Annotated in this window: 10 protein-coding genes and 1 pseudogene; 8 read left to right on the top strand and 3 right to left on the bottom strand. The window is 68.1% G+C overall.

Features of this window, described 5'->3' with window-relative positions; all coding sequences use genetic code 11:
• Positions 1-342: 342 nt before the first annotated feature.
• Both ACN27D_RS24830 and ACN27D_RS24835 read left to right on the top strand, forming a co-directional pair.
• Positions 343-3,210 carry an FtsX-like permease family protein gene (locus ACN27D_RS24830; RefSeq protein ID WP_358175736.1) on the top strand — a complete coding sequence of 956 codons (2,868 nt, stop codon included), beginning with the start codon at positions 343-345 and terminating at the stop codon, positions 3,208-3,210.
• A gap of 44 nt (positions 3,211-3,254) precedes the next feature.
• Positions 3,255-3,926, top strand: a complete 672-nt coding sequence (locus tag ACN27D_RS24835) for an ABC transporter ATP-binding protein (protein ID WP_421500102.1) — start codon at positions 3,255-3,257, stop codon at positions 3,924-3,926.
• Between the two features lie 59 nt (positions 3,927-3,985).
• On the opposite strand, the pseudogene ACN27D_RS24840 reads toward ACN27D_RS24835, so the two are convergent.
• From ACN27D_RS24840 to ACN27D_RS24850, 3 genes and pseudogenes are all read right to left on the bottom strand, one after another.
• Positions 3,986-4,738, bottom strand: a pseudogene (locus tag ACN27D_RS24840) (replication-relaxation family protein); the annotation flags it as partial.
• A 12-nt stretch (positions 4,739-4,750) separates the two neighbouring features.
• Complete coding sequence (locus ACN27D_RS24845; protein WP_421498224.1) at positions 4,751-5,665, bottom strand: IS3 family transposase; 915 nt, start codon at positions 5,663-5,665, stop codon at positions 4,751-4,753.
• Positions 5,662-5,955, bottom strand: a complete 294-nt coding sequence (locus ACN27D_RS24850) for a transposase (RefSeq protein ID WP_421498225.1) — start codon at positions 5,953-5,955, stop codon at positions 5,662-5,664. Before ACN27D_RS24850 ends, ACN27D_RS24845 begins: the two co-directional genes overlap by 4 nt.
• 880 nt (positions 5,956-6,835) lie before the next feature.
• Between ACN27D_RS24850 and ACN27D_RS24855 the strand changes: the two genes are divergently transcribed.
• The 6 genes from ACN27D_RS24855 (at position 6,836) to ACN27D_RS24880 (ending at position 12,847) form a co-directional block, all read left to right on the top strand.
• Positions 6,836-7,756, top strand: coding sequence for a hypothetical protein (locus ACN27D_RS24855; protein ID WP_421500103.1), 921 nt, complete (start codon positions 6,836-6,838; stop codon positions 7,754-7,756).
• Positions 7,740-8,741 carry a TRM11 family SAM-dependent methyltransferase gene (locus ACN27D_RS24860; protein WP_421500104.1) on the top strand — a complete coding sequence of 334 codons (1,002 nt, stop codon included), beginning with the start codon at positions 7,740-7,742 and terminating at the stop codon, positions 8,739-8,741. The genes ACN27D_RS24855 and ACN27D_RS24860 overlap by 17 nt, the downstream gene beginning before the upstream one ends.
• A gap of 126 nt (positions 8,742-8,867) precedes the next feature.
• The gene (locus tag ACN27D_RS24865; RefSeq protein WP_421500105.1) at positions 8,868-9,170 is read left to right on the top strand and encodes a helix-turn-helix domain-containing protein; all 303 of its coding nucleotides are present in this window, start codon (positions 8,868-8,870) and stop codon (positions 9,168-9,170) included.
• A gap of 63 nt (positions 9,171-9,233) precedes the next feature.
• Positions 9,234-10,370, top strand: coding sequence for a tyrosine-type recombinase/integrase (locus ACN27D_RS24870; protein ID WP_421500106.1), 1,137 nt, complete (start codon positions 9,234-9,236; stop codon positions 10,368-10,370).
• Between the two features lie 178 nt (positions 10,371-10,548).
• Positions 10,549-11,328 carry a transposase family protein gene (locus ACN27D_RS24875; RefSeq protein ID WP_421498245.1) on the top strand — a complete coding sequence of 260 codons (780 nt, stop codon included), beginning with the start codon at positions 10,549-10,551 and terminating at the stop codon, positions 11,326-11,328.
• 322 nt (positions 11,329-11,650) lie between these two features.
• Positions 11,651-12,847, top strand: a complete 1,197-nt coding sequence (locus tag ACN27D_RS24880) for a helix-turn-helix domain-containing protein (protein ID WP_421500107.1) — start codon at positions 11,651-11,653, stop codon at positions 12,845-12,847.
• Positions 12,848-12,925: the final 78 nt, after the last annotated feature.

Genomic DNA, 12,925 nt, shown 5'->3' on the forward strand with positions numbered 1-12,925 from the left:
CGAGACAGGGCGCTCGACGTACCGGAACTTCCGGCACCCGAGGCGGGCCGAACCACCCTGGCGACGGTTAGCGCGCGCAACGGCGGCACCACCGTCGCCACCGTCGAGGTTGGCCCGGGCGGCCTCTGGATCTCATCCGATTGCACTGGGGGACTAATGACGATTGTCATTGATCCGGGCGTACGTCTGCCGATCCAATGCATCACGACTGGCGTGACTCCATCGGGAAACCGCATCGGGTACTCCACACGTAAGCAGCTGTCGATCCGCGTGGAGGCGCCGGCCTCCGTCCGGTGGAACATGCGAGTCGAGTTCGAGAAGTAGGGCCGATCATTGCTGCGGATGGCGCTTAGCCAGATCCGGGGGCAGGCAGGACGCAGCGTCACGCTGTGGTTGGGCATCGTTCTCACCGCGGTAGGCGTCCTTCAACTGACTGCCATCGCCACCACCACCCGACTGGACGCCGTCGGGCAGATCCAGCAGAACGCCCGTCCCGCCTACGACATCCTTGTCCGGCCGACGAACTCTCGGCTACCCGTCGAGAAATCTACTGGGCTGATCCGTCCCAACCATCTGTCCGGACTGCACGGCGGAATCACCGACGATCAGTGGGAGGAAATTCGACGGCTGCCCGGCGTTGAGGTCGCCGCGCCCGTCGCGATGCTCGGCTACGCCTCGTCCGAGGGCCGGATCGACGTTGACCTCGGCGACGCCATCGATCGCTCCCGGACGCGGCAAATCATCAGGGTCCTTCCCACCTGGGTCGCGGACACGGATCTCACCCGGGTCCCCGAGAGGAACCCGCGGTACGTGTACGTCACCAAGCGGCCGGTCGCAGTGCCCGAGACAATCGGCGTGAGTGGCACCAACGGGCAGCAGAGCTACCGAGCCCCGGACGGCATGCGCCTGACGTACCAGCAACTGTGGGATCTAGGCTGCAGCGACCGCCAAGTGCCGAACTTCTACCTCGAACAGCAGGAGAACGGCAGCTGGAAACCGCTGTGCGGGACATGGCAGCTCAACGGCAAGGACGCTGCCTGGTTCGCCGCCAACCGCAACGACCAAGGGTCGCTGTCGCTGGCCGGCTCGCGGTTCTCGGTAATCCAGGCGTTGCAGGACGGGACGTTCCTGAACTTCGCCGACGTCGTGGATCCGGCTCGCGCCTCCGGCGACCAGGAAGGGGTACGCCACGAGCCGGTCCGCTCAAACAACCCCACGCTTAGCATCATCTGGCCGATTTGGCTGCCGGTCGCAGCGATCGATCCCGGGCAGGAGGCACAGCTGATGGGCCTCGACCAAGCACTGAGTAGCGGTTCCTACCTAGCACCTGCCAAGGATCCGGGCTGCGCTGCACCGTCGGGTGTCCCGGCCATCGCGCCGGACCGCGTCGACCTTGACGAGCGCCTGTCGGTGAACCTGGCGCGGGTGGCCGGTGAGCGGCCCATAGCCGGCCAGCGGCCAGCCGACCTGGCCGCCGAGTTGCGCAAGACTTCGGTCGACCACCCTGCAAACCGGACCTACTCCGTCTCTGACGCCTACGCGGCAGCTGCCCAGTCAGCGTCAGGACATACACGGCTGGACGTCATCATCCAGGCGAGCGCTCCGGACTACGTCCGCCGGACCGACGGACAACTGACACCCCAGTTCAAGCAGGTGGACGCCGGAAGCTGGCGCACATCGGTGAGCCGCTACGGGGAGACCGCGACAGGCGCGGCGGCCGGACAGCCGGAGTTAGCCAGGGACAACGGGTTTCGGGAGCTGAGCAATTCGGCCGAACCTGTCACTCCCGACGCGGTCACTCCACGGATCGCACGATGGGTTGGCAGCTTCGACCCAAACCGAATACGTCGTTTCTCACCGCTCTCCGCGGTGCCCCTTGAGACGTACCTTCCCATGCTGGCCTCCGGTGCCGACGACAAGTCCGCCGCTCTAATGGGGGGCAAAGCTCTTCGGGCCAGCAGCAATCCCGCCGGCTACTCCACAGCGCCCGCCTCGATGCTCATTCCCATCTCCATGGCCAAGTGTGTTGTGAAGCGAACAGACCCAATCAGTGCCGTCCGGGTCCGTGTACGAGACGTGACTGGCGTCGACCCGGTGTCGATGGAGAGGGTCAGAGTCGTTGCCTCGACTATTGCCGATAGGACGGGGCTTGACGTCGACGTAACCCTCGGGGCGTCGCCGCAGGCGCAGACCGTTGTCCTGCCGGCAGGACAGCACGGTCGGCCAGAACTCGCATTGACCGAATACTGGGCCAAGCCTGGCGCGGTCTTGACCGTCATCGAGACGGTGGAGCGGAAGAACGTTCTGTTTACCGGGATCGCTGGGATCGCCGGCGTGCTCTTCCTGCTTACCAACGCCCTTGCAGCTGCGAATGACCGTCGTCGTGACTTGGCGGTTTTAGCCCGGTTCGGCTGGTCGCGGAAGGCCCGCTTGACGCTGCTCCTTGCCGAGACATCGGTCCTTTCGGTAGCGGCCGGACTTGCCGTCGCCACCGTCCTCACGACGTTGCGCTTCGCAGTCGAGCGCCCGGTCAACTGGGTACAGGCAGCTGGCGTGATCGCAATCGCCGCCGCGATGCACTTCATAGCGGTGGTTGGGACAGTTGCCGGCACAGGTGAACCGGGCTGGGCTCCGCACCGACGAAGCCGTCGTTCCCGCCGGCAGTTGCAGATTTGGACAATGGCAATCGACCAGATTGCCGGAGCCCGGAGCCGCACCGCCGTCACGCTCGGAAGCATGACGGTGGCGGCAGCGGCCACACTGATCACAGTAGCGCTCGTCAAGTCGACCGACCGTGCCATGGTGGGCACGCTGCTGGGGGAAGCCATCTCCCTCAGAGCAGGCCCCTCCGACCGAATCATGATCACCTTGGTCGGAGGGCTGTCGTTCGCGTCCGTGGCGATCGGCTTGCGCCACGACCTGCGGGAGCGAACCCGACAACTCGCACTCCTGCTAGCCCTGGGTTGGCATCGGCGGACCGTGGTGCAACTCATCGTGCTGGAGCTTGCTGCGCTGGCGCTGGCGGCCACAGTGACCGGATGCGGCGCCGTGGTGCTGGCACTCGCACTGGTGGAGGGAGCCTTTCCGGCCTCGGTAGCTGCCCTGACTCCCGCGGTGCTCGGCACCACCATGGTCCTTGCCATGGCCGCCGCGAGCATCGCCTTGCTGTCCCGCCGGACCGTCTCGGTAGCGGAGGCATTGCGGCAATGACCAAAAGGCAGGTGACCATGCAACCTGTACCCGCGGGCTCGTCCGTGACCCTGGACAAGCTGTCCAAGACCTACTCGTCACGAGGCGAGCGCATAGCAGTGCTCCACGAAGTGACCTACCATTTCGACGCCAAGACACCAACCTGCGTCGTGGGTCCCAGCGGATCCGGCAAATCCACCCTCCTGAATATCATTGGCGGCCTCCTGAAGCCAGACGCTGGCACCGTGACAGTCGACGGCCGGCGGGTAAACAACCTGTCCTCTTCCGAGCTCACCGAATATCGACGAAAGATCGGCCTGCTCTTCCAAGAATTTTATCTCCTCCCATCGCTGACGGCGCTGGAGAACGTCATAGTTCCCACAGTTCCTTATCGGCGTCGGCAATCCGAGGTCCGACAGCAAGCCTTGGCGTTGCTTGACCGCGTCGGCATGGCCCACAAGGCCAATTCGCGGCCTTCGGAACTCTCCGGCGGTCAACAGCAGCGAGTGGCCATCGCCCGCGCGCTCATCAACAACCCTCGACTAATCCTGGCGGACGAGCCGACCGGCAGTCTCGACCGCGCCAACGGCGAACTGGTAGCTGACCTCCTTGTCGAAAGCGCGGCCGAGGGCGCCGCCACGCTAGTGATCGCTACCCATGACCAAGTCCTGGCTTCGCGCTGCGGCCGGTCGTTGGAGTTGTCCAACAGCGATCAGCTGGCCGAACGAACGGCATAGCTCATCCTGGCCGACAAAGAATGACTTCGTAGCTGCGAACAACGGCTGGGAAGCGCCAACTACGGCTGAGGGTCACAGCGGGTCGCGTCGCTGGGGTCGGTGTCGGGGAAGCGGTGCGGGTTGGTGGCCGGGTTGTCCGGGCCGTGGTCGGAGGGAAGTTCGTGCAGCCAGCGGCGCTGCCGGGGGGCGGCGGTGAGGGTCCAGGCGGGTCCGGCGGGGTGGTCGCCGTGGAGGCCAGTGGCGACGGGCATGGCGGTGGGCACTCCGGCGAGGGCGTCGAGGAGGTGGTGTTCGCGGCGGCGGCCGGGGACGCGCAGCAGCACCGGGTACCGCGGCCCGTAGCCGGCGAGCTGCTCGTAGCCGCGCAGCTTGCGCAGCACGGTGGCGAGGGTTTCGGTGCCGTTGTCGTGTTCGAGGAAGAACCCGACGGTGCGCCCGTCGGCGTGCCAGATGCCGTGCCCGTCGGGCTGGACACCGGTAGCGCTGCCGGCGGCGTAGGAGGCGGCGGCGTAGGCGGCGGTGGTGTGCTGCTCGGACCACCAGCGCGCCAGCCGGGCGTGCTCGTGGGTGCGGGCGTAGCTGATGAGGTCGGTGAACAGCTGGTTGGTGCCGAGCAGGTGGGCCAGGCGGCGGCTGCCGATGATGCGTTCGGTGCGGTCGATGCTGGTGCGTGGGGCGCGGGCGTCGGCGTGGTTGGGGTCGTTGAACTGGGTGGGGTGGACCACGGCACCGAGCGGGCCGAGAGTGTAGAGGTACTGGCCGCTGCCGGTGGTGACGTCGACGAACCGGCTGACCGCCTCGATCTGGTGCAGCTGAAGTGACCCCTATGGTCCGGACACCTCGATGTGTGTCAGGGACTCTCGGTGGATCTTCTCGTAGGTGTCGGGGCTGACGTTACCCAGACGGCTGTGCCGTCGGCGAGGGTTGTAGAAGCCTTCGATGTAGGAGAAGACCTCCATTTCCAGTTCGTGCCTGCTGGGCCAGGCTCGGGTGTAGACCAGTTCGGTCTTGAGGGTGGCGAAGAACGTCTCGGCCATGGCGTTGTCGTAGCAGTCGGCGACCGAGCCCATCGAGGCCAGGACCCCGCAGGATCGCAGGGTGCGGCCGAACTCGAACGACGTGTACTGGGTTCCGCGATCCGAGTGATGGATGAGCTGGTCACGGGCAGGTCGGCGGTGCTGGATGGCCATGCCGACCGCGTCGAGGATCAGCTCGGTGCGCAGGTGATCGGCCATCGCCCAGCCGACGACGCGGCGGGAGTAGGTGTCGACCACGACGGCGAGGTAGAGGAACCCTTCCCAGGTGCGTAGGTAGGAGATGTCCGCAACCCAGAGCCGGTTCGGGGCGGTGACGTGGAACTGCCGCTGGACTAGGTCCGGTGCGGTCGCCGTGGACGCGGCCTTGCGGCGGGGCTTGCCACGCCGCCGCCGGTGAGCGCCCTCGATCCCTGCCAGCCGCATCAGTCTCGCTACCGCCTTGCGGTTCCAACGGTGACCGCGCTCGTGCAGCTCAGCGGTGAGCCGGCGGGCGCCGTAGACGCCTCGGTGCTCCGACCACGCCCGCCGGGTGACCTCGACGCGCTGTTCGTCGTGGCGTTGCCGGTCGGCGGCACGTTGTCGACCGGCGCGCAGCCACTGGTAGAAGGCGCTGTGGCCGACGCCGAGCAGGCGGCAGAGCAGACGGACCGGGTAGGTGGTCTTCTCCGCGTCGATGAACCGGTACACGTCTGCCCGGTTCACCGCTCCGTCTCGCGTGCGAAGAAGACCGCGGCTTTTTTCAGGATCTCCTTCTCCAGCTCCAGCTGGGCGACTTGGCGCCGCAGCCGCACCAGCTCGGCCCGCTCATCCGCGGCCAGGTCGGTGGGCCGGCCGCCGTCGCGTTCCTGCCGCACCCGGTCGACCCAGTTGCGCAGCGTCTCGTGGTTGACGCCCAACTCCCGGCCCACGTCACGGATCGTGCGACCGGAGTCGAGCACCAACGCCGCGGCCTGGCGGCGGAACTCCTCGGGGTACTTGCTCTGTCGAGCCACAGCGTTTTCCTCCTCCTCGGCAGGATGCCAAGTCAGGAGGTGTCCGGTCTCAGGGGGTCACTTCAGACGAATGTCGGGGACGGGCCGAAGCCGCGCAGTCGGCACGCCTGACCGCCATTGAGCCACCCCGGCCTCACGGACCCCTGACAACGCAGGCTGGCCGACATGGACGCCGGGTCGACGCCATCAGTCGCCTCTCGCGACACCACCGCTCACTGACGATCGACGTCGACGTGCACCGTTCTGATACGCCACGCTGACCTGCGCGCTGACACGACCAGAGACGGACGGACATGCTCCGCAGCCGCGGCCGGGGGAGAGGACGCGCCACCGCGGCGCGGGTCCGACGAACGCCTCCCAGCCCGTCTCACAGTGCCTGACAGCGAACAGTGGCAGACCGCGATCGGCTGGACGCCCCGCCTGTCGGCGTCCACGGGGCGTGGCGTGCGCCGGCGTGCCGGCTGACAGCGTCCGTCCGCCGGGCCGTGACGGTCTGACGAGCCGCCGTCCGAATGACAGATCCGGAGCCGGTGCCCCCGGTGGCGCCGCTGCTGTCCGGCGAAGGCGGACAGCGGTCTGACAATGCCGGCCAGCACCCCGTGTCATTGGCGTACGCCGCTGGTGTGGCCGAGGTGGCCGTGACACTGGGCGGCGGACAGAACTGGGACGATCGACGGCTCTGGCAGCCTCGCGATAGTGATCCGACCCCATGGAGTTGGCGCCCGCGTGAACATCCCGGCGGCCAGGACAGCTAAGCGGACGGGAACCGGCTGTCAGAGATTCGTGAGATCACCGTGAGATTGGCAGGTGTTCGCCACGGCTGACAAACACCGGTTTGAGGGTGTCAGCGCACCACGGCGCGGCGCGGAGCCGACACCACATGAGCGAGCACACGCCGCAGCACCACAACCCGCATCCCGATCCCACCGCCGACACCGGCCCTCGGGCCGAAGTCGACCCGACACCGACCGACCTGGTCGCCGGCGACCCGCCGGTACCGCTCACCGTCTGGCGCACCGCCCACACCCCGGGCGAAGCCGGACGCAGCATCGGCACCCGACTGGCCGGCCGCCTCATCGCCGCCTACAGCCGCCCCGGCGAGACGGTCGTCGACCTCACCACCGATCACGCCCTCACCCAGGCCTGCGCGGCCGGAGCGCGCCGTCACCACCCCGCGTGGTTCACCGACACGTCCAGCCTGATCATCGGCCCGGGCGCCGCGGCCCCGCCTGCCGGCGCCACCGTCGGTGCGGAACCGGGGGAGGAGGACGACCTGCCCGAGATGGGCGCCTGGTTCGGTGACGATCTTACCGACCCGCAACTGCACCCACCGACCGACACGGCGGCCGTCCCACCACCCGACAACTCCCTGCAGCAGGCGACCAGTCTCGTGGTCGCCTGCTGGCCCCTGCACGAGCACGCCGCCGCCAACCGGGTCCGGCTGGCGTGGCTGCTGACCGCCTGCGCTGCGCTGCTGCAACCGGGCGGCTGCCTGATCCTCCTCGTCACCGTCCCGGCCGGCACCACCACCGGCCCGGAAGACTTCTCCGGCGTGGTCCAGGCCGCCGCCGGCGTCGGACTGGGCTACCTGCAGCACCTCGTCGCCGTCACCGCCGACACCGACGGCGACGCGTTCGTCTACCACGTCACCGACGAGGAACTGCTCACCCTCACCACCACCGACCAGCGGTGGCAGATGGCGCACCTGCGAGTCCACGCGGACCTGATGGTCTTCAGCCAGGCCCAGAGCCGCGCCACGCGTCGACGGGGCGGGCGCGAGGGCGGTGGTCGCCGTGGCTAAGCACCGCGCAGAAACCGCCGGCGACCCCGACGAGCAGAGCACACCGACTGCCCCCTTCACCATCGACCCGATCGGAGGTCATCAGGCTGCTGCTGGCCCGGAGGGCCTGTCGGTGTGGGCGACCGCGCAGGCCACCGGACCGGTCCAGCGCCGCGGCCGGTACGTGCGCGAGTCCGTGCAACACCCGGCGCGGATGCTGCCGGCGATCGCCGCGCACGCCGTGACCGCCTACACCCAGCCGGGGGACCTGGTGCTCGACCCGATGTGTGGGATCGGCACGACCCTGGTCGAGGCGATCTACGCCGGCCGCGACGCGATCGGCGTGGAGTACGAGTCCCGCTGGTCCGACATCGCCGACGCCAACATCAAGCACGCCCACACCCAGGGCGCGACCGGCCGGGCCGGCGTCATCCGCGGCGACGCCACCAGCATCCTGTCGCTCGTACCCGGCGCCCTGGCCGGGCAGGTCGCCCTCGTGGTGACCTCGCCGCCGTACGGACCGACCGTGCACGGCCTCGTCCGGCCCGGCGCCGACGGGGTGGCGAAGTTCGACAACGCCTACAACGACGGCACCGACCGCGGAAACCTCGCCTACCGCGACCTCACCGGACTCGCCGACGGGTTCACCCAGATCCTCACCGGCTGCCACACCCTCCTACGCCCCGGTGGCGTCGTCGTCGTGACCGCCCGACCGTGGCGCAAGCACGGCGAACTCGTCGACCTCCCATCGGCCGTCATCGGCGCCGGCATCCGCGCCGGCCTCACCCCCGTCGACCGGTGCGTGGCGCTGCTCGCCGCCGTCCGCGACGGCGAGCTCGTCGCCCGGCCGTCGTTCTTCCAACTCCAGGCCGTCCGTAAAGCCCGGGCCGCCGGCACCCCCATGCATCTGATCGCGCATGAGGACGTCCTCGTGTTCACCAAGAGCCACACCGGCTCCGGCGCAGAGACCCCGAAGGACACCGGTGAGGGAGGGGCGGTCGCGTGAAGGCAACTGCCCGCCGCTGCCCTCCCTCTCCTGCTGTTCCGCCACCACTGACCACCCGCGGGCTCGTCGCAGGCCGACATCCGCCCGCGAAGAGCCCGCCCCACCCGCGCCTTCGAGGAGCTCACCGTGCGCGACAACCCGCCCCGCCCCCGACGGCGCTCACCGCCGCCACCCACACCCGCCCACGTGACAGGACACCACGACGAGCAGGAACCGCGCCTCTACACACCAGCCGAAGCCGCAGCGCTGCTGCGCATCCCGGAATCCTGGCTACGCCGCCGCGCTGGGCGCCGTCAAATCCCCTGCACCTTCCTCGGCAAACACCTGCGCTTCTCGGCCGCCGACCTCGCCGCCCTCATCGCCGCCTCCGCCGAACCGGCCACCGGCCGCCGCACCCACCGGCGCCACCGCCCGCCAGCGGCGCCTTGACCCAACCCGCGAAGTCACGTGTCCATCACCGACGCACCGCACCCGCACCGAATGGAGTAACCCATGGCCTGGGTGGAACAACGCGGCATGAAGTTCCGCGTCCGCCTCCGCATGACCGACGGCACCGTCACCACCGACTCCACCCATGACCTGCGCGCCGACGCCGTCATCCGCGCCAAAGAGATCGACGTCGAAGTCGCCCGCGACACGTTCATCGACCCTCGCGGCGGACGGATCCCCCTCGCCGAATGGGTGCCCATCTGGGAGTCCACCCACCAGGCGTCCCCCGCGACCTGGGCCGCCTACCGAAGCCACCTGCGGCTGCACATCCTGCCCACCCTCGGCCCGCTACCCCTGGTCGACATCCGCCGTCAACACATCAAGACCCTCGCCGTCGCCCTCGGTAAACGCCTCGCACCCCGATCCGTCGCCGACGTGATCATGGTCTTGTCGATGGTCTTGCAAGAAGCAGTAGAAGACCGCCGGATCCCCTTCAACCCCTGCCGAGGAATCCGCATCCCCAAAGGCATCCGCGCCGAACGACCCCACGCCGCCGCCGAACAAGTCGCCGCCATCGTCGCCCGCCAAGCCCGCCCATCCGACGGCCTCATGATCCTCACTGCCGCCTACACCGGCATGCGCTGGGGCGAAATCGCCGGACTGCACCGAGACAACCTCGACCTCACCCTCGGCAGCATCTACGTCCACCCCGACACCGGCGCCCTGCACGAAGTCGAAGGCAAGCTGTACCTCGGCCCACCCAAAACCAGCGACTCCGTCCGCCACATCCGCCTACCCCGCTTCCTCACTAACCTCCTCGCCACCCACCTCGCCGAACACCCCCACAACACCGTCTTCCCCGGCGCCCGCGGCTACCACCAACGCCGCTCCAACTTCAACCGCCGCGCCTGGACCCCCGCCCTCACCGGCGATCCCCAACGAGACATCCCGCCGATCCTGCCCGGCATGCACTTCCACGACCTACGCCACACCCATAAGACCTGGCTCATCGAAGACGGCATCCGCGAGATCGCCCAGGCCCGACGGCTCGGCCACCGCCTCGCCGGCGTCAGAGGCATCTACAGCCACGTCACCGAACCCATGATCACCAATCTTGTTGACGCGCTGCAGCGACGCTGGGAGACAACCCAACCCGACCGCCCCAACAGCACGCTGCGGCATCTGCGACCGGTCGCTTGATCAGGCTGCTGAGGTGCGCATAGGTGTCCAGCCGATAGGGGCCACACCATCTCGCCCCAGCACTGGACATGAGCGAGCACTGGTTGAGCGGGGAATGGTGCCGCGCATTCGCGAGCACTAAGGGATGTCTCGTAACCCTGGTGTCTGTCTGTTGAGGACGATCGGGCAGGATGCCTGGGTGCAGGTGATCACCGCGGCCCACTCTGAGTGGATCTTTCCGTTCACCGGGTTGCAGCCCGCCCAGTTCCGCAGGCTGGTCCGGCTGGTCGCCGAGCGTGGCGGTGACGGCATCGCTGACGGCCGGCCGGGTCGGCAGTGGGCCCTGGACCTGGCCGATCGGGTGCTGCTGGTGGCCACCTACTGGCGGACGAACTTGACGATGCGGCAGGTCGGCCCGCTGTTCGGGGTGTCGCACTCGGCTGCGCATCGGGTCATCGACACTCTCGCGCCGCTGCTGGCCCTGGCGCCGGTGCGTAAACGGCCGGTCGAGCAGATCGCGATCGTCGACGGGACTCTGATCCCCACCCGCGATCACCGGCTGGCCGCCCGGAGTAAGAACTACCGGTACTCGACGAACCTGCAGGTCGCTATCGACGCCAGCACCCGTCTGGTCATCGCCGTCGGCGACCCGCAGCCGGGCAACCGCAACGACACGATCGTCTACCGCACCTCGGGCATCGCCGAGAAGCTGGACGGGCGGCCGGTGATGGCTGACGGCGGCTACCGCGGTAACCCGGAGGTGATCATGCCGTACCGCAAGCCCGCCGACGGCAGCACTCTGCCGGACTGGAAAGAAGCCCTCAACATCGAACACCGCACCGTTCGAGCAGGGGTCGAACACGCCCTGGCCAGGATGAAGTGCTTCAAGATCCTGCGCGACTACCGCCGCGCCGCCCACACATTGGCCGACGCCGCTTCCGGCATCGCCAACCTCCACAACATCATCCTCGCCGGCTGACCACCAGCCCGGTGCCGGGCAACGCCTTCAACCAGTTACGAGACGTCCCTTAGCTGGGTGACGACCGACGCGGCCGAGACCGGACGTCCACGGACGATGGTGGACCGTTCCGGCAGCTCAGCTCAGCTATTCGCCCAGCTCATCGACGCTTGGTCATTGCTTCACACCGAAGAGATCACTGTTTGATCCCAGGGGTGCGGTGCGCAAGGCCACTTCACCGAGAAGTGAGCAGCATGGGACATCCACGTGTGAAGAGTCGGGGTACCGTCGATGGGGTGGCGGCCGGCTGATTAGCCGGGCCTCTTGAGCTGGGAGCGGCGCTATGGCCTCGTCCGTCGATCCGCGCTTTGGGGTAGCTCTGCGGGAGTTTCGGGAGCGGCGTGGCCTGTCGCTTCGGTCTCTCGGGCAACTCGCTCACCGGAGTAAGAGCCACCTGCACGAGTTGGAGGCAGGGCTCAAAGCTCCGACGGTCGACACAGCCCGCCACCTGGACCGGATCCTCGACGCCGGGGGAGTGCTTGCTCGGCTGGTCGATGCGCCGATCGACCATGCGGCCGAGGCCGGCGAGTTGCGGGCGAGAGTCGCCGCCAGCGATGTCAGCATCGACATGCTCGAACGGATCGAGCAGGGCGTAGACGACCTCGCCAGTTCCTATCCGACGATGGCACCGGCGGATCTGTTGCCGTTGGTGCGGCGGCACCTCTCCTATGTGGTGCGGCTGCTCGAAGGACGGGTAACGCTTGCTCAACAGCGTCGGCTGTTGGTTGCCGGCGGTTGGCTGGCCGTGCTGCGGGCCACGGTTCACATCGACCTGCGGCAGCGGAATGCTGCGGCTGCTCATCTGCGAGCTGCTCGTGACCTTGCTGAACACGCTGAGCATCCCGAGATCCAGGCATGGTGTCTGGAGACGCGGGCTTGGGACGTGTTGACACAAGGTGACTACCGTTCAGCACTCGATCTTTCCCAGCAAGCTCAACGGGTTGCACCTCAGGGCAGCTCTGCCAGGATTCAGGCGACTGCTCAGGAGGCCCGTGCATGGGCTCGCATCGGGGACGTTGCTGCCACCCGACGAACGCTGGACCGGGTAGAGCGATTAGCGGCGAATCTGCCCGTTCCCGAGCGAGCCGAGCATCACTATCGCTACGACCCTGCCAAAGCCGCCGCTTACACGGCCACGACTTTGGCGTGGGCCGGTGACCCGGGCGCCGAGCAGGTAGCTCGGGCCGTACTGGCCGATCTGGATCCGCACGGTGACGGTGGAGCGCGGCCACGCCGGTCGGCATCGGCGCGTCTCGACCTCGGACTCGCTCTTGTCGCCGCCGGTCAGCCTGACGAAGCGGTTGCGCTCGGGGCGCAGGCCGTGGCATCCGGGCGTGTGGTGCCGTCGAACTGGTGGCGGGCCGCGGAACTGTTGGCGAAGGTCGAGGATCTCGGAGCGCCCGAGGCCGCGATGTTCCGTGAACTGTGCGTCGAGTACGCCCCCGCCAGGCGATCGACAGCGGACAGCACGCCTGGTTAGCGGACAGTCACCTTCTGGATCGTAGGCGCGCGCGGCGCGACGCTGGACCTCACTGAACCGGGCGCGGATCGAGGCACA

The organism is Micromonospora sp. WMMD1274 (genome assembly GCF_049179035.1).
In the GTDB taxonomy this organism is placed as follows: Bacteria; Actinomycetota; Actinomycetes; order Mycobacteriales; family Micromonosporaceae; genus Micromonospora; species Micromonospora tulbaghiae.

What these genes read in the sequence shown, in the direction of transcription:
- ACN27D_RS24830 (WP_358175736.1), top strand. Translation starts at nt 343, where the DNA reads ATGGCGCTTAGCCAGATCCGGGGGCAGGCAGGACGCAGCGTCACGCTG.
- ACN27D_RS24855 (WP_421500103.1), top strand. Translation starts at nt 6,836, where the DNA reads ATGAGCGAGCACACGCCGCAGCACCACAACCCGCATCCCGATCCCACC.
- ACN27D_RS24870 (WP_421500106.1), top strand. Translation starts at nt 9,234, where the DNA reads ATGGCCTGGGTGGAACAACGCGGCATGAAGTTCCGCGTCCGCCTCCGC.
- ACN27D_RS24880 (WP_421500107.1), top strand. Translation starts at nt 11,651, where the DNA reads ATGGCCTCGTCCGTCGATCCGCGCTTTGGGGTAGCTCTGCGGGAGTTT.